Raw genomic sequence first — 15887 nt, 5'->3', positions numbered from 1 at the left:
CGGAGCCGATCATGCTGAACCTCCTGCTGTCTTCGCCCCATCTGGGCTATGTGGCCGGCGCCTTCGGGGTGGCATTTGCCGCGCTGGGGCTGGAAATGATGCTGCTGGCGCGGCGCGCGCGGGCCGCGCGGCGGCTGGCGGCTGGCGACGCACCGCGCGCATGACCACCCGGCGCCGTCGCCTCGGCTGGCTGCTGGCCGCGCTGGCCTGCGCCGGCGTGGCCACGGCACTCGTGCTCAACGCGTTCCGGGGCAACCTCGTCTTCTTCTTCAGCCCGACGCAGGTGGCCGCGCAGGAAGCCCCGGCCGGCCGGGCGTTCCGGCTGGGGGGGCTGGTCGAGACCGGCTCGCTGCGCCGCGAGGGCGACGGCATGACCATCCGCTTTATCGTCACGGACACCATGCGACAGGTGCCCGTGGTCTATCGCGGCCTCCTGCCGGACCTGTTTCGAGAAGGCAAAGGCGTGGTGGCGCGTGGCCAGTTGCGCGACGGCGTGTTCCAGGCCACCGAAGTGCTGGCCAAGCACGACGAGAACTACATGCCGCCCGAGGCCGCCGAGGCCCTGAAGCAGGCCGCCCAGACCAAGGCACGCATCCCGGAGACCACGCCACGATGATCGTCGAACTCGGTCACTTCGCCCTGATCCTCGCGCTGTTCGTCGCCGTGATGCAGGCGGTGCTGCCGATTGCCGGCGCCGCGCGGGGTCCCGGCGGCGACGCCACGCTGATGGCCGTGGCCCGCCCCGCCGCCGTCGCCCAGGCGCTGCTGGTGATGGCAGCCTACGGCGCGCTGACGCTGGCCTTCCTCGACAACGATTTCAGCGTGCGCTACGTGGCGGCGAACTCGAACACCGCGCTGCCGGCGATCTATCGCGCGGCGGCGGTCTGGGGCGGGCACGAGGGCTCCATGCTGCTGTGGACGCTGATGCTGGCGCTCTGGACGCTCGCCGTGGCGCGCTTCAGCCGCGGCCTGCCGCCGGCGCTGCGGGCCCGCGTGATCGGTGTGCTGGGCGCCATCAGCGTGGGCTTCCTGCTGTTCCTGCTGTTCGCCTCCAACCCGTTCATCCGCCTGCTGCCGCCGGCCATGGAGGGGCGCGACCTGAACCCGCTGCTGCAGGACCCCGGCATGGTGTTCCATCCGCCCCAGCTCTATATGGGCTATGTGGGCTTTGCCGTGGTCTTCGCCTTCGCGGTGGCTGCGCTGCTGGGCGGGCGGCTGGACGCCGCCTGGGCGCGCTGGGCGCGGCCGTGGACCACGCTGGCGTGGAGCTTCCTGACCATCGGCATCCTGCTCGGCAGCGCCTGGGCCTACTACGAGCTGGGCTGGGGCGGCTGGTGGTTCTGGGACCCGGTGGAGAATGCCTCGTTGATGCCCTGGCTGGCCGGCACGGCGCTGATGCACTCGCTGGCCGTCACCGAGAAGCGCGGCGCCTTCCGCGCGTGGACCGCGCTGCTCGCCATCTTCACGTTCTCGCTGAGCCTGCTCGGCACCTTCCTGGTCCGATCGGGCGTGCTGACCTCCGTACACGCCTTCGCCGTGGACCCGACGCGCGGCGTGTTCATCCTCGCCCTGCTCGGCGCCATCACGGGCGGCGCGCTGGCGCTCTATGCCTGGCGCGCGCCGCGGGTGTCGGTGCGCGCGGCCTTCGCGGCGGTCTCGCGCGAATCCTTCCTGCTCGCCAACAACGTGCTGCTGGCCGTGGCGGCGGCCACGGTGCTGCTCGGCACGCTCTACCCGCTGCTGCTGGACGTGCTCGGCCTCGGCAAGATCTCGGTGGGGCCGGCCTATTTCGAACAGGTCTTCGTGCCGCTGATGGCGCCGGCCGTGCTGCTGATGGGCGTGGCCCCGCTGGTGCGCTGGCGCCACGCCGCCCTGCCCGACTTGGCCGCGCGGCTGCGCTGGGCCGCCCTCGGCAGCCTGCTGGTAGCCCTGGCGCTGCTGGCGACGCTGCGCACGGCCTCCGCGCTGACCGGGCTCGGGCTGTGGCTGGCTACCTGGTGCGTGGCCAGCGGGCTGACCAGCCTCGCCAGCCGGCTGCGCCATCGTGGCCGATCGGCGCTGCGGCAGTTGCCGGCCGGGTATTACGGGATGCTGCTCGCGCATGTCGGCGTGGGCGTGTTTATCGCCGGGGTGACGCTGGTGAAAAGCCAGGAAAGCCTGCGCGAGTTGCCGATGCGCGCCGGCGAGGTGGTCAGCGTGGGCGGCTACACGTTCCGCTTCGAGGGCGTGGCGCCGGTGCGCGGCCCGAACTACGCGGCGTTCCGCGCCAAGCTGGTGGCCAGCCGCGACGGGCAGACGGTGGCCACGCTGGCGCCGGAACGGCGCGTCTACCGCAGCCAGGACATGCCGACCACCGAGGCCGCCATCGATAATGGCTTTACCCGCGACCTCTATGTGGCGATCGGCGAACAGGTGGCCGACGGCCAGTGGGCGGTGCGGCTCCACGTGAAGCCGTTCGTCGGCTGGATCTGGGGTGGCTGCGTGCTGATGGCGCTCGGTGGTCTGCTGGCGGCTTGCGACCGGCGCTATCGACGTCGGACGGCCGAGGTGGAAGCGGAGGCCGCGCCCCCGGCCCCGCGCCCCGCCGTGCCGCTGGCCACCACCCGGGAGCCGCTGCGATGACGCGCTTTCTGCTGCCGCTGGCCGTCTTCCTCGCCCTGGCCGCCGCGCTGGCCGCCGGGCTGCGGCACGATCCGCGCGAACTCCCATCGGCCATGGTCGGCAAGCCCGCGCCAGCGTTGCAGTTGCCGCTGCTGAAGGCTTCCAGCGATGTACGCGCCACATCCGACCTGAAAGGCAAGGTGTGGATGCTGAACGTGTGGGCGTCGTGGTGCACCGCGTGCCGCGTCGAACATCCCGTGCTGACCGACTTCGCCGGGAAGTCCGAGGTGCCGCTGGTCGGCCTGAACTACAAGGACCAGCCCGACGCCGCGCGCGACTGGCTGCGGCGCATGGGCGATCCGTACGTGGCGTCGCTGGTGGACGCGGATGGCAAGGCCGGCATCGACCTGGGTGTGTATGGCGTGCCGGAAACCTATGTCATCGACCGAGCCGGGGTGGTGCGCTATCGACAGGTGGGGCCGGTCACGCCGCAGGTGCTGGAGCAGAAGATCCTGCCGCTGCTGCGCACGCTGGAACGGGAGCCCGGCCATGCGTAGAGTCGCGCTCGCCTGCCTGCTCTGGATGGCGTGCGCCGCCCACGGCGCCGAAGACGCCGCCAAACTGGACGCCCGCGTGCATGCGCTGGCGGAACAGCTGCGCTGTCTGGTCTGCCAGAACCAGACGCTGGCCGATTCCAACGCCGACCTCGCGGTGGACCTGCGCGCCCAGATCCGGGAGCAGCTACGCAGCGGCGCGAGCGAGACCGCCGTGAAGGACTTCCTCGTGCAGCGCTATGGCGACTTCGTGCTCTACGACCCGCCGGTGCGACCATTGACGTGGCTGCTGTGGTTCGGGCCGGCGCTGCTGGTGCTCGGCACTGCGGTGGTTGTGGTGCGGGCGCGGCGGCGGCATCGGGCGGTGTTCCGGCCTCGTACTGATCGGCCAGAATCGTTCGATAGTGGTCCGCCGCCGGGACGGTCCCGTTGGGTGGTCGCCGCCTCGCTGGCCCTGCTGCCAGGCGGGGCGATGCTGCTCTACCTCCACCTCGGCAACCCCGGCATGGTCCGCGCGGCGTGGGCCAGTGCGCCGGCCACGCTGCCGACTGGCGATGGGCATACGGTCGACATGCAGCAAATCGACGCCATGGTGTCCCGGCTGGCCCTGCGCCTGCGGCAGGAGCCGGGCGATGCCAACGGCTGGTACATGCTGGCGAGGTCTTATACGGCGCTGGAACGGTTTGACGACGCGGCGGCGGCCTACGCGAAGGCCGTGGTGCTGGTGCCGGATGCGGCGGCGCTGCGGGCCGACTATGCCGATGCGCTGGCCAGCGCGGCTGGGGGGCAGCTGGAGGGGGCGCCGATGGAGCAGGTGCGGGCGGCGCTGGCGCTGGATGGGGATGAGCCCAAGGCGCTGGCCCTGGCGGGGACGGATGCGGCTGAGCGGGGGGCGCTGCCTGAGGCGATTGGGTATTGGGAGCGGTTGTATCGGTTGCTGCCGGCGGATTCTGAGACGGCTCGGAGGGTTAGGGGGAATTTGGAGGCTGCGAGGGGGGCGGTTCGTTGATGGATGGTGTTGGCTTTTGTTGGCAACGGCATGTTTCACATCGCCCTGCGGGCGCTGCGACTCCAAAAGCCAACACCACATCAGCGTTTACCCCAAGTTTTCATATAACCATAAAAGGGTAACGTCTCACCCCATGCAGACGACCCGCCCGATCACCCTCACCGAACGCGTCATCCAGCAACTCCGCGCGGAGATTGCGGACGGCGTCTACCCGGTCGGCGCCCGCCTCCCCACCGGCAAGCAGCTCGCCGAGCAATACGGCGTCAGCACCGCCGTCATCCGGGAAGTGACCGAGCATCTCCGCTCGCAGGGGATGATCGAAAGCCGTCAGGGGCTCGGCAGCACCGTCCGTTCCCGCGTCAGCGACGCTGGATTCCGCCTGTCCGGCCAGGCTGGCGCCGACGCCGCCGATCTGGCGGCGATCTACGAGCTGCGTCTCGATCTGGAAAGCGCCGCCGCCGCGATGGCCGCGCGTCGCCGGACCGACGACGATCTCCGGCGTATGGCCGACCTGCTCGGTACCCTCGCCGCCCAGTTGCACGACATCGACCGGGGTGCCGAATCCGACACTCAGTTCCACGTGGCCGTGGCCACCGCCACCCACAACAAGTACTACCAGGACCTGCTCCAGTACCTGAACCTGCAGCTCCATCACGCCGTGCGCACCGCGCGCGGCAATTCCCAGCAGCAGCCGGGGCTGCCCGAGCAGGTGCATGGCGAGCATGTGGCGATTTTCGAGGCGATCCGCGCGGCGGACCCCGAGGCCGCCCGGCTGGCCGCCGCCGCCCATCTTCGCAATGCCGCCGCGCGGCTTGGCCTGCCGCTGCGGGCCGCCGCCTGAACCCCCTCTATATATAAATAGGTATCCCATGTCCGACGCCGCCTTCCTGCAACGCCTGACCGACACCCTTGGCCCCGACGTGGTGGCCACCGCGCCCGATGACGTGGCGCCGTGGACCAGCGACTGGCGCGGCCTCTACAAGGGCCAGGCCCAGGCCGTAATCCGGCCGCGCACGACCGAGCAGGTCTCCCGGGCGCTGGCGCTGTGCCAGCAGGCCGGCGTGCCGGTGGTGCCGCGCGGCGGCAATACCGGCCTGTGCGGCGGTGCCGCGCCGGACAACCGGTCCGTCAACGTGATCCTGAGCCTGGACCGCATGGACAAGATCCGGTCGATCGACACCATCGCCAACACCATGGTCGTGGAGGCCGGCTGCATTCTCGGCAATCTGCGCCGTGCCGCCGAGGAGGCCGACCGGCTGTTCCCGCTGTCGCTGGCGGCCGAGGATTCGTGCCAGATCGGCGGCAATCTCGCCACCAACGCCGGCGGCGTGAACGTGGTGCGCTACGGCATGACGCGCGAGCTGGTGCTGGGCGTGGAGGCGGTGCTGCCCGATGGCGAGGTCTTCCACGGCCTGCGCACGCTGCGCAAGGACAACACCGGCTACGACCTCAAGCAACTGCTGATCGGCTCCGAAGGCACGCTGGGCGTGATCACGGCTGCCGCGCTGCGCCTGCTGCCGCGCGCCGACTCGCGCGCCGTGGTGCTGGCTGCCGTGGAATCGTCCGAGCAGGCGCTGAAGCTGTTCTCGCTGCTGTTCGCCCGTTGCGGCGCCCGGCTTCAGGCTTTCGAGTTCTTTACGGGCGACTGCCTGGAACTGGTGCTGACCCATGCCGAAGGCGTGCAGGCGCCCTTCCCGGAGCGCCATCCGGCCTACGTGCTGGTGGAAATCGCCGACACGGCGCCCGAGGACGTGCTCAACGCCCTGCTGGAATCGGTGATTGGCGACGCGCTGGAGCAGGGTCTCTGCCTCGACGCGGCGGTCTCGGCCTCGCTGGCCCAGTTGCAGAGCCTGTGGCGGCTGCGCGAGGAGATCTCCGAGGCCCAGCGCGCCGACGGGCTGCACCTGAAGCACGATGTTTCCCTGCCGATCGAGCGGATTCCGGCCTTCATGGCGTCGATGGAGGCCCGGCTGCTGGCCAGGCACCCCGGCATCCGCCCGTTCATCTTCGGCCATTTTGGCGACGGCAACCTGCACTACAACCTGTCGCGCCCGCTCGGCGCGGACGCCAAATGGGCGCTCAACGAGGGCAAGGCGGTCAGCGAGGACGTGCTGGACGAAGTGGCCCGCTACGACGGCAGCATCAGCGCCGAGCACGGCATCGGCCAGCTCAAGCGCGACGCGTTCCTGGCACTGAAAGACCCGCTCGAACTGCGCCTGATGCGCGCCATCAAGCAGGTGTTCGACCCCAGCGGCATCATGAATCCGGGCAAGCTGCTTTGATTCCGCGCAGGCGCCGGCGTCGGGATCACACGGCGCTATACTGTCAGCCCTTTTCCGCACCCTATCGGTTGAAAAATTGGCTGATCAAGACCTGAGCAGGCTGAAGATCGATCGCAGTGCCATGGCGCCCGCGCCGCGTGGGCGCCGCCGCTGGCTCCGCTACGCGGCCATCGCCGTGGTCGTGCTGGCCGTGATCGGCATTGGCGCCCGGCTGGCCGGGCCGCAGGCGGTGGAGGTGGTCACCGTCTCCAGCGCCTACCCCTCCCAGAACTACACGCTGCTGAACGCCACCGGCTACGTGGTGCCGCAGCGCAAGGCGGCGCTGGCGTCCAAGGCGCAGGGCCGGCTCGAATGGCTGGGCGTGCTGGAGGGTTCGCGCGTCAAGAAGGACGAAATCATCGCCCGGATCGAAAGCCGGGACGTGGAGGCGTCGCTGGCCCAGGCCCGGGCGCAGGTGCAGGTGGCGCAGGCCAACCTGCAACTCCAGCAGGCCGAACTGCGCGATGCCGAGGTGAACCTGCGCCGCTCCGAGACGCTGCTGGCGCCCAAGGCCATCTCGGTGCAGCAGTACGACGCCGACCTGGCCCGCTACAACAAGGCGAAGGCGTCGATCAACAACTCGCAGGCGTCCATCACCTCCGCCCAGGCCAACGCCCGCTCGGCGGAGGTATCCGTCGAGCAGACCGTGATCCGCGCGCCGTTCGACGGCGTGGTGCTGATCAAGCACGCCAACGTCGGCGACAACATCACGCCGTTCTCGGCCGCCTCGGACACCAAGGGCGCGGTCGTGACCATTGCCGACATGGAGACCCTCGAAGTCGAGGCCGATGTGTCCGAGTCGAACATCGTCAAGATCATCGTCGACCAGCCCGTGGAACTGCTGCTGGATGCCCTGCCCGACCTGCGCATGGCCGGCCGGGTGTCGCGCATCGTGCCGACTGTGGACCGCTCGAAGGCCACCGTGTTGGTCAAGGTGCGTTTTGTCGACCGTGACCCGCGCGTGCTGCCGGACATGAGCGCCAAGATCGCCTTCCTCTCCAAGCCTGTGCCGCCCGAGGACCGCAAGGCGCTGGTCGCCGTGCAGCCGGCCGCCATTGTCGAGCGCGACGGCAAGCCGGTGGTGTTCCAGGTGGTGGATGGCAAGGCCAGGCAGGTGCCGGTGACCAAGGGCGCCCGCGTGGGCGAGCTGGTGGCCGTGCAGGGCGTGAAGCCCGGCGACACGCTGGTGCTGGCGCCGGCCGACAAGCTGTCCGATGGCAGCAAGGTCTCCGTGGCGAAGAAGTGACGTGACGACCGACGTGACAACCGCCGTGACAACTAATCCCGCCGCCCCCCGCCCCGCTGAGCCGCTCGTCGCCATCCGCCACCTCGCCAAGTCGTACCGGCGTGGTGCGCAGACGGTGCCGGTGCTGTCCGACATCACACTCGACATTGCCGAGGGCGATTTCATCGCGCTGATGGGGCCGTCCGGCTCGGGCAAGAGCACGCTGCTGAACCTGATCGCCGGCATCGACCGCCCGGACAGCGGCGAGTTGCGCGTGGCCGGGGTGGACATTGCCGGGCTGCCGGAATCCTCGCTGGCCGACTGGCGCGCCGCGCACGTCGGCTTCATCTTCCAGTTCTACAACCTGATGCCGGTGCTCACCGCGTACGAGAACGTGGAACTGCCGCTGATGCTGACGCGCCTGTCGCGCCATGAGCGGCGGGAGCGCGTGGAGATGGTGCTGGGCATGGTCAATCTGGCCGACCGGATGGACCACTACCCGTCCGAGCTGTCCGGCGGCCAGCAGCAGCGCGTGGCGATTGCCCGCGCGCTGATTACCGACCCCACGCTGATCGTGGCCGACGAGCCCACTGGCGACCTCGACCGCACCTCCGCCACCGAGATCCTGGCCATGCTGCAACGGCTCAATGCCGACGCCGGCAAGACCATCATCATGGTCACCCACGACGCCCACGCGGCCGAGGCGGCGCGCTCGCTCGTCCATCTGGAAAAGGGCGAACTGCTGGCCGGCCGGCGCTAGTTTCAGCATTCCAGGACATCAGGACCCCATCGCCATGTACCTGCCCCGGCTGATCGCCCGCAACGCCATGCGCCACAAGCTGCGCACGGCGCTGACCGTGCTCGGGCTGGTCATCGCCGTGCTGGCCTACGGGCTGCTCCAGACCGTGGTGGATGCCTGGTACGCCGGCGCGGCGGCGGCGTCCAACGCGCGGCTGGTCACGCGCAACTCGATCTCGCTGGTGTTTCCGCTGCCGCTGAGCTACGAAAATCGCATCCGTGGCGTGGAGGGCGTGACGCAAGTCGCCCGCTCAAGCTGGTTCGCGGGCACCTATCGCGACCCCAAGAACTTCTTCGCCCAGTTCGCCGTCTCGGACAACTACATCGATCTGTATCCCGAACTGATCCTGCCGCCCGAACAGCGCGCGGACTACCGGCGCGACCGCCGGGGCGCGCTGGTGGGCCGGCAATTGGCCGACCAGTACGGCTTCAAGATCGGCGATGTCATCCCGCTCAAGGGCACGATCTACCCCGGCACGTGGGACTTCGTCGTGCGCGGCATCATGGAAGGCCGCGATGAGTCCACCATCACGCGGCAGATGCTGTTCCACTACGAGTACCTGAACGAAAGCATCCGCAAGAAGGCCGTCGGCAAGCCGGATCAGGTGGGCGTGTTCATCCTCGGCATCGACAACCCGGACAATGCCGCCGCCGTCTCCCGCCGCGTGGACGACGTCTTCCGCAACTCGCTGGCCGAGACCATGACCGAGACGGAGCAGGCGTTCCAGCTCGGTTTCGTGGCGATGTCCAACCAGATCATCGCGGCCATCCGCGTGGTGTCCTACGTGGTGATCGTGATCGTGATGGCCGTGATGGCGAATGCCATGGCGATGAGCGCCCGCGAGCGGACCACCGAATATGCGACGTTGAAAGCACTTGGCTTCGGGCCGGGCTTCCTGGCGATGCTGGTGTTCGGGGAGTCGATGGTGCTGTGCATGATCGGCGGCGCCATCGGCATATTACTGACCCCACCGGCCGCCAATCTGTTCAAGTCGACGGTCGGCAATGTGTTCCCGGTGTTCACCGTGTCGCACGAAACCGCCGCGATGCAGGCGGCCTGCGCACTCGTCTGCGGCGTGGCGGCGGCCATCGTGCCGGCCGTGCAGGCGGCGCGCGTGCGCATCGTCGAGGGCCTGCGGGCCATCGGCTGACCGGCCCGGCCCCCTCCCCCACATGGTCATCCCACTCCACTACATCGCACGCAACGTCTGGGCCCGGCGGCTCACCACCGCGCTCACGGCGGGCGGGCTGGCGCTGGTGGTCTTCGTCTTCGCGGCGATGCTGATGCTCGACGCCGGCCTCAAGCAGACGCTGGTGACCACCGGCGAGGCGGACAACGTGGTGCTGATCCGCAAGGGCGCCGAAACCGAGATCCAGAGCGCGATCACCCGCGACCAGGCGGCGGCCATGGAGATGCACCCGGCCGTGGCGATGAACAAGGAGGGTCGGCCGATGGCCTCGCGCGAGGCCGTGGTGCTGATTTCGCTGACCAAGAGCGGCGCGGCCTCCCCGGCCAATGTGGTGATCCGGGGGATATCGCCGCAGGGCGTGACGCTGCGCCCGCAGGTACGTATCACGGCCGGGCGCGTGTTCCGGCCGGGTTCGTCGGAGATCATCGTCGGCAGCAGCATCGCCAAGGGCTTCGGCAACGTGCGCATTGGCGACCACCTGCGCTTTGCCCAGCGCGACTGGACCGTGGTGGGCCATTTCGACGCCGGCGGCAGCGGCTTCGACTCCGAGATCTGGGGCGATGTAGACCAGCTCATGCAGTCGTTCCGGCGCACCAGCTATTCGTCGATGGTGGTGCGCCTGGGCCAGGCGGACGGCTTCGACAAGTTCCGGGCCGACATCGACGTGGACCCCCGCCTCGCCAACGAGGCCAAGCGCGAGCAGCAGTTCTACAGCGACCAGTCGCGCGCGCTCTCCACCTTCATCAACATCCTTGGGCTGACGCTGACCACGATCTTCTCCGTGGCGGCGATGATCGGCGCCATGATCACGATGTACGCCTCGGTGGCCAATCGCGTGGGCGAGATCGGCACGCTGCGCGCGCTGGGCTTCCAGCGCACCAATGTGCTCGCGGCGTTTCTTATCGAGGCGGTGCTGCTGGGCTTTGTCGGCGGCGTGGCCGGGCTGGCCTGCGCGGCGCTGATGCAGTTTGCGTCATTTTCGACGACGAACTTCCAGACCTTCGCCGACCTGTCGTTCCGTTTCCTGCTCACGCCGGGCATCGTCGTCAAGACGCTGCTGTTCTCGATGGCGATGGGCTTCATCGGCGGATTCCTGCCAGCGCTGCGCGCGTCGCGCCTGAATATCGTGGATGCGCTGCGCGCGCGTTGAACGGAAACCCGTTCGGGTGATCGGATAGATCCGGATCGAAACCGGGTCGGGGGGGCCCCCCCGGCGTCTCCCGGTTTCTAAAGTTTCTACCATTCAGCGCAGACCGCTTCATTTCTACCCTCCATGCACACTCATGGAGAGCAGAAATGAACACCACCTATCGCGCAGTCTTTAACGAATCCCTTGGCACCTGGGTTGCCGTTTCCGAAATCGCCAAGTCCCACGGCAAGCGCAGCAGCGTGCGCAAGGCACTGACTGCCTTGGCCGTGGCGGCAAGCCTGATGGGCATGCAAGGCATGGCCAATGCCGGCGAGATTGACGCGGAAGCGGCCGTGCTCGCCCAGCCCACGACTTCCCAAGACATCCAGTCGGCCGACGCGGCCGCCTGCGAGCCCGAACTCGACGCCGCCGGCCTGCCGATTGTCGATACTTGCAAGGAAACTGCGACGTCTGGCGATCAGAAGCTCGTCATCGGCGCTGGCGTTGTCACCGGCCTCGGCGGCCTCGCGGCCCTGCTCAATGGCGGTGGCGGCAGCCACGCCAGCGCACCGGCCCCGGCGATCGCTCCCGACATCGCCCCGGTGATCGCTCCGGTCGTCGCCCCCGACGCCGAGCCCGCACCCAGCCCTGCCCCGCTTCCCGGCGTTCGCATCGTCAATGCCACAGACACCCAGGTCTCTGCCGGCCAGATCGGCACGGAAATCGAGAGCGACAACGCCACGGTCATCAACGCCGGCCAGGTATCGGCCACCGGCGAGGGCGCCGTCGGGACATCGGTGACCGGCGACGGCGCAACGGTGGTCAACGAAGGCAGCGTGACGGTCGCCGAAGGCGGCACCGGGACTCGCGTCGACGGCTCGAACGCCACGATTACCAATACCGGCAACGTTTACACCGCGGGTACCGGTTCGATCGGGACGCTTGTCAATGGCGACGACGCCATCGTCACCGACGCCGGACAGAACACCATCACGGACGGCGCCACGGGCGTCTCCGTGAACGGCGACCGTGCCGAGGTCAACCTGATTGGACAGATGACGGTGGGCAACGATGCTACCGGCGCGCAGCTGAACGGCAACGAGGGCCATATCGTCATCGGCAGCGCCGGTCAGGGCGCGGCTACGACAAACGTCACGGTAGTCGGTGGTAACGCCACCGGCGTCAAGGTGGCCGGCACCGGTAATACGATCACGCTGCACGGCGGCATCACCGTAGACAAGGACCAGAGCGCCCCCGATGCGGCCGAGCGGTTTGCGGAAACCGCCACGGGCCTGGCCGTCACCGGGAGCAGCAACACCGTGATTCTGAACGGGCAATTGCACGTCGTGGCCGATGGCGAAGAGATTGAAGCCTTCGTTGCCCGTGGTGGAAGTGGCGCGGCGGAGTCGCTCAACGGGGTGATCGTGTCCGGAGACGTGGCCGGCGCAGAAAACACCAACAAGGTGTTCCTGAATGGTGGCGTGTCCTTGACGGGCGAAAAAAATGCCTTGACCGGGGCAGCCGGCAGTGCGCAGTCCGCAGGCAGCAGCATCTACGCGCCGCTCGTTACCGTCGACGGCAACAGCGAACTGCACATCTCGGGTCACTCCAGCATCGAGGGCAGCGGCACGTTCTCCCCGAAACTGATCACGGCCAGCAACGGCGCCCGCATCATCTGGGAGAACGGCGACCTTAACGCCGATACCAGCCGGTACAGCACCCACGAGATGTATGACAACGGCGGCACGGCCCTGATCGATGTCCGCAGCGGCGCCAGCCTGGACATCAAGGATTCAGCCCATGTCCAGGCTGGCACCCAGACCCACTTCATCGAGGCACGGGGCACGGGCAGCCGGGTCAACAACGAAGGTACGATCGACCTGACGAAGGTAAACGAGGATGCCCCGGTCACGGGCACAGGTACCCACGTCTCCACGGTCGCCCTCTTCGCTTATGAAGGCGCCAGCGCAACAAATAGCGGCACGATCTCGCTCAACAGCGATGATGCCGAAGCCGTCCTCGAAGGCAACGGCGACTGGGAGTGGGTCAACTATCATGCCGTTCAGAGCGGCATGATGGGGATGATCGCGAGCAATGCGGGCAGCACCGCCGTCAACACCGGCACGATCACCGGCCATGGCTACCGGCTCTACGGCATGGGTGCCATCGAGGGCGCCGTGCGCAACGAGGGCAAGATCGACCTCCAGCCGAAGTCGGATATCGCCTTTGCTCGCGCCGACGACTACGGCGCCGGCATGTACGCAGGCACCGACCGCGTCAGTCTGGGCACGGCCACCAATGCGCCCGGAGGCACCATCACCATGCATAACGCTGGCATCGGCATGGTTGCCCAGAAAGGTGCGACTGTTGTCAACCAAGGCGCCATCAACCTCGTCGCGGACGAGGGCGCAACGGCGCGCGATGGACAGTTGATCGGCATGGCCGCCTACAACGGTGGCACCGCCATCAACGACACCACGGGCGTCATCAACATCGAGACCGGTGCGGGCCGGGCCTTCGACGTTGACGGCACCAGCCTGATCGTCAATCGGGGCAGCGTGAACTTCAACGGCCAGACCATGGACCCGAGCGACTCGCATATGGGGGCGACGCCGAACACGGCCACGCCACTTGCCGGCGTCATTGCCGGAACAGGCCAGTCGGTTACGCTGGATGACCCCCTGGGTTATGTCGCCGCCAACCATCTCACCAACTATGGCGCAGTGACCAACGCCGCCACGCTGGACATGCGCGGCAAATGGCTGCTCAACCAGCAAGGCGCCAGCTTCTCGTCGCCGTCGAACTCGCTGGCGCTGGGTTCTTTCGAGAACAAGGGCACGCTGGCGGCCGGCGCGGTGCGGAGCGGCACGGGGTACAACCGGGCCGGTGCCACGATGAATGTGGAACTGCTGACGCTCGCTTCGAACGCCACCTTCTTTAACGAAGGCAACTTCCACGGCAGCGCAACGGCGGCGTCCTATACCAACAACATCGTCAATACCGGCGATTGGACAGTGAGCGCGGGCAATGCCATCCAGGGCCGCCTCAACGTCTTCAATCAACAGGGCGGCACGCTGCGCAATACGGCGCCGGGCACAGGCGCGCTGGTCAACATCAGCTCCCTGCCTGGCGGCCAGCCGTTCAACAACGCCGGCACGATCACGGCCACCGACGGCTACAGCGCCCTCAAGACCGCCAATGGCGACGCGACCGCCAATCCGAACAACTGGCTGGTCAACCGTTCGACGGGCGTGATCAACGGCATGATGAACGGCACCGAGAAGGCACTGATCAGCATGGGCCGCGCCACCAGTTTCGGCAACGAAGGCACGATCAATGTGCAGGGCAACGGGGCGGTGGGCATCCTGGGCGTCAATTCGGGTTACACCACCCACATCATCAATGCCGGCACCCTCAACGTCGGCACCGAAGCCGGCAAGGCGGACGGCACGAACGGCACCGGTCTGGTCGGCATCAAGGGCACCAACACCGCGAACCAGATCTACAACAACACCACGGGCGTCATCAACGTCTACGCCAACAATTCGTACGCCTTCGGCGGCAATGGCAAGGTCGTCAACAACGGCACCGTGAACCTCGAGTGCGACACCGGCTGTGCGATCTTTGCGCCGGGCAGCGCCGCGGCCATCACTGGCAGCGACAAGGCCATCGTGGCCCAGACCACAGCGCCCTCGCAGGGCACCGTGCCCACGCCGGCAGCCGAAGCGCCCCGCATGGTGCTGCGCGGCTACCAGGTCGGCACCAATGCCAACGGTACGGCCGGCACCCTGCGCGGCAGCCATCTGGACGTCTCCGAGGTCAAGGTCGACACCGCCTTCGCCGCCGGCACCGCCGCCAAGGCGGTCACCTTCGACAACGTGTTCCAGGGCACTGATATCACCGGCGCCCAGAGCATTCAGTCCGACAGCGCCGTCTGGACCGCCAACGCCGCCCAGGACGCCAAGGGCATCGACGTGACGATGACCAAGAACGCCTACCAGGACGTGGTGACCGACGCCAAGCTCAAGGACGCCGCCGCCGCCCTCGAAGGCGCCTACTCCAACAACGCCGTGTTCCAGAGCCTGAACCTGGCCACCGCCGCCGAAGTCACCAAGGGCGTGAGCCAGCTCACCGGCCAGGGCTTCGGCCAGGCCATGAACCAGGCCAAGGTGCTCAGCAACCGCTTCAACGTGCTGGCCGACAACGTCAAGGAAACCCCGAGCGGCCTGGGCTTCAACATGGTCACCCGTGGCACCCCCGGCGCCCGCCTGGCTGGCTCCGAGTACGACATGGCCGTGCTGTCCTCGCGCTTCAGCGTGGGCGACCAGGGCAAGGTGGCCGTGCGCTACGGCGTGGCCAACCTGGCCAGCATCGACGCCGGCTCCAACGCCGCCGCCAGCAACGGCCTCTCGGGGGTGAGCCAGTTCGCCGGCGTGCAGTACGTCAACCCGATCGCCGCCGGGCTGGAACTCTCCGGTGACCTGCAGTTCGAGCAACATCGGCTGGAATCGAGCCGCTCGCTCAACTACGGCAGCGTCAACGAGACCGCTTCCTCGAAGAACGGCCAGGACAAGTACCGCGCCAACTTCGTGGTGGGCAAGCCGGTGGAAGTGGCGAAGGGCTTCACCGTCACGCCGATGATGGGCCTGGACATGCGCCAGACCCGCGACCACGCGGTGAACGAGCAAGGCGCCGGGGCCTACAACCTCAACGTCTCGGGCGCCACCACCACGGCGATGGACGCCATCGGCGGTGTGAAGCTGGGCTATCAGCACGCGAACGGCCTGAACGCCAGCGTGCGCCTGCAGGGCGGGCCGAACCTGTTCTACGGCGCCGGCCAGCGCCAGGCCAGCCTGGCTGGTGCCCCGGATGCGCGCTTCGCGCTGCCGGATGCCACCCAGCGCAGCCGCTTCAACTACAACAGCACGGTCAGCGTGGGCTACGCCAAGAACCTGCTCAACCTGTCCGCCAACGGCTACACGGCCGACCAGGACGGCGTGAAGGACTACGGCGTGATGTTCAAGGTGGTCAAGCAGTTCTAAGACGGATCCGAATCCGCC

At 68.1% G+C, this 15887-nt stretch carries 12 protein-coding genes; all 12 read left to right on the top strand.

Going from position 1 to position 15887, the window contains the following annotated elements; genetic code table 11:
* Positions 1–11 precede the first annotated feature (11 nt).
* The 12 genes from ccmD to BM115_RS25335 all read left to right on the top strand — a co-directional run bounded on the left by ccmD (position 12) and on the right by BM115_RS25335 (position 15869).
* Entirely contained in the window at positions 12–164 is a 153-nt protein-coding gene (gene ccmD, locus BM115_RS25390) for a heme exporter protein CcmD (protein ID WP_092301146.1), read from the top strand.
* Entirely contained in the window at positions 161–616 is a 456-nt protein-coding gene (gene ccmE, locus BM115_RS25385) for a cytochrome c maturation protein CcmE (RefSeq protein WP_092301143.1), read from the top strand. Before ccmD ends, ccmE begins: the two co-directional genes overlap by 4 nt.
* Complete coding sequence (locus BM115_RS25380; protein WP_092301140.1) at positions 613–2622, top strand: heme lyase CcmF/NrfE family subunit; 2010 nt, start codon at positions 613–615, stop codon at positions 2620–2622. Before ccmE ends, BM115_RS25380 begins: the two co-directional genes overlap by 4 nt.
* Entirely contained in the window at positions 2619–3158 is a 540-nt protein-coding gene (locus BM115_RS25375; RefSeq protein WP_092301137.1) for a DsbE family thiol:disulfide interchange protein, read from the top strand. The genes BM115_RS25380 and BM115_RS25375 overlap by 4 nt, the downstream gene beginning before the upstream one ends.
* Positions 3151–4164, top strand: a complete 1014-nt coding sequence (locus tag BM115_RS27595; protein ID WP_369823542.1) for a cytochrome c-type biogenesis protein CcmH — start codon at positions 3151–3153, stop codon at positions 4162–4164. Before BM115_RS25375 ends, BM115_RS27595 begins: the two co-directional genes overlap by 8 nt.
* 133 nt (positions 4165–4297) lie before the next feature.
* Complete coding sequence (locus tag BM115_RS25365) at positions 4298–5005, top strand: FadR/GntR family transcriptional regulator (protein WP_092301134.1); 708 nt, start codon at positions 4298–4300, stop codon at positions 5003–5005.
* A gap of 28 nt (positions 5006–5033) precedes the next feature.
* The gene (locus BM115_RS25360; RefSeq protein ID WP_092301131.1) at positions 5034–6446 is read left to right on the top strand and encodes an FAD-binding oxidoreductase; all 1413 of its coding nucleotides are present in this window, start codon (positions 5034–5036) and stop codon (positions 6444–6446) included.
* Between the two features lie 76 nt (positions 6447–6522).
* Positions 6523–7731 carry an efflux RND transporter periplasmic adaptor subunit gene (locus BM115_RS25355; RefSeq protein ID WP_092301128.1) on the top strand — a complete coding sequence of 403 codons (1209 nt, stop codon included), beginning with the start codon at positions 6523–6525 and terminating at the stop codon, positions 7729–7731.
* Positions 7732–7756: 25 nt separating this feature from the next.
* Positions 7757–8470: an ABC transporter ATP-binding protein gene (locus BM115_RS25350; protein ID WP_092301323.1), complete on the top strand. Its 714-nt coding sequence runs from the start codon at positions 7757–7759 to the stop codon at positions 8468–8470.
* Between the two features lie 34 nt (positions 8471–8504).
* Entirely contained in the window at positions 8505–9659 is a 1155-nt protein-coding gene (locus tag BM115_RS25345) for an ABC transporter permease (protein WP_092301125.1), read from the top strand.
* Positions 9660–9681: 22 nt separating this feature from the next.
* Positions 9682–10848 (top strand): ABC transporter permease, encoded by a 1167-nt coding sequence (locus BM115_RS25340; RefSeq protein WP_092301122.1) that lies wholly within the window; start codon positions 9682–9684, stop codon positions 10846–10848.
* A 146-nt stretch (positions 10849–10994) separates the two neighbouring features.
* On the top strand, positions 10995–15869 hold the full coding sequence (locus tag BM115_RS25335; RefSeq protein WP_092301119.1) for an ESPR-type extended signal peptide-containing protein: 4875 nt from the start codon (positions 10995–10997) through the stop codon (positions 15867–15869).
* The last annotated feature ends 18 nt before the right edge of the window (positions 15870–15887 follow it).

The organism is Cupriavidus sp. OV096 (genome assembly GCF_900115455.1).
Classification (GTDB): domain Bacteria; phylum Pseudomonadota; class Gammaproteobacteria; order Burkholderiales; family Burkholderiaceae; genus Cupriavidus.
Note: the sequence above shows the minus strand (reverse complement) of the source record. Positions and strands in the feature narration are given on the sequence as shown.

Bases quoted from the DNA above. Each gene is read 5' to 3' on its own strand.
- BM115_RS25380 (WP_092301140.1), top strand. From the start codon at position 613: ATGATCGTCGAACTCGGTCACTTCGCCCTGATCCTCGCGCTGTTCGTC.
- BM115_RS27595 (WP_369823542.1), top strand. From the start codon at position 3,151: ATGCGTAGAGTCGCGCTCGCCTGCCTGCTCTGGATGGCGTGCGCCGCC.
- BM115_RS25335 (WP_092301119.1), top strand. From the start codon at position 10,995: ATGAACACCACCTATCGCGCAGTCTTTAACGAATCCCTTGGCACCTGG.
- BM115_RS25365 (WP_092301134.1), top strand. From the start codon at position 4,298: ATGCAGACGACCCGCCCGATCACCCTCACCGAACGCGTCATCCAGCAA.
- BM115_RS25375 (WP_092301137.1), top strand. From the start codon at position 2,619: ATGACGCGCTTTCTGCTGCCGCTGGCCGTCTTCCTCGCCCTGGCCGCC.
- BM115_RS25345 (WP_092301125.1), top strand. From the start codon at position 8,505: ATGTACCTGCCCCGGCTGATCGCCCGCAACGCCATGCGCCACAAGCTG.
- ccmE (WP_092301143.1), top strand. From the start codon at position 161: ATGACCACCCGGCGCCGTCGCCTCGGCTGGCTGCTGGCCGCGCTGGCC.
- BM115_RS25360 (WP_092301131.1), top strand. From the start codon at position 5,034: ATGTCCGACGCCGCCTTCCTGCAACGCCTGACCGACACCCTTGGCCCC.
- ccmD (WP_092301146.1), top strand. From the start codon at position 12: ATGCTGAACCTCCTGCTGTCTTCGCCCCATCTGGGCTATGTGGCCGGC.
- BM115_RS25340 (WP_092301122.1), top strand. From the start codon at position 9,682: ATGGTCATCCCACTCCACTACATCGCACGCAACGTCTGGGCCCGGCGG.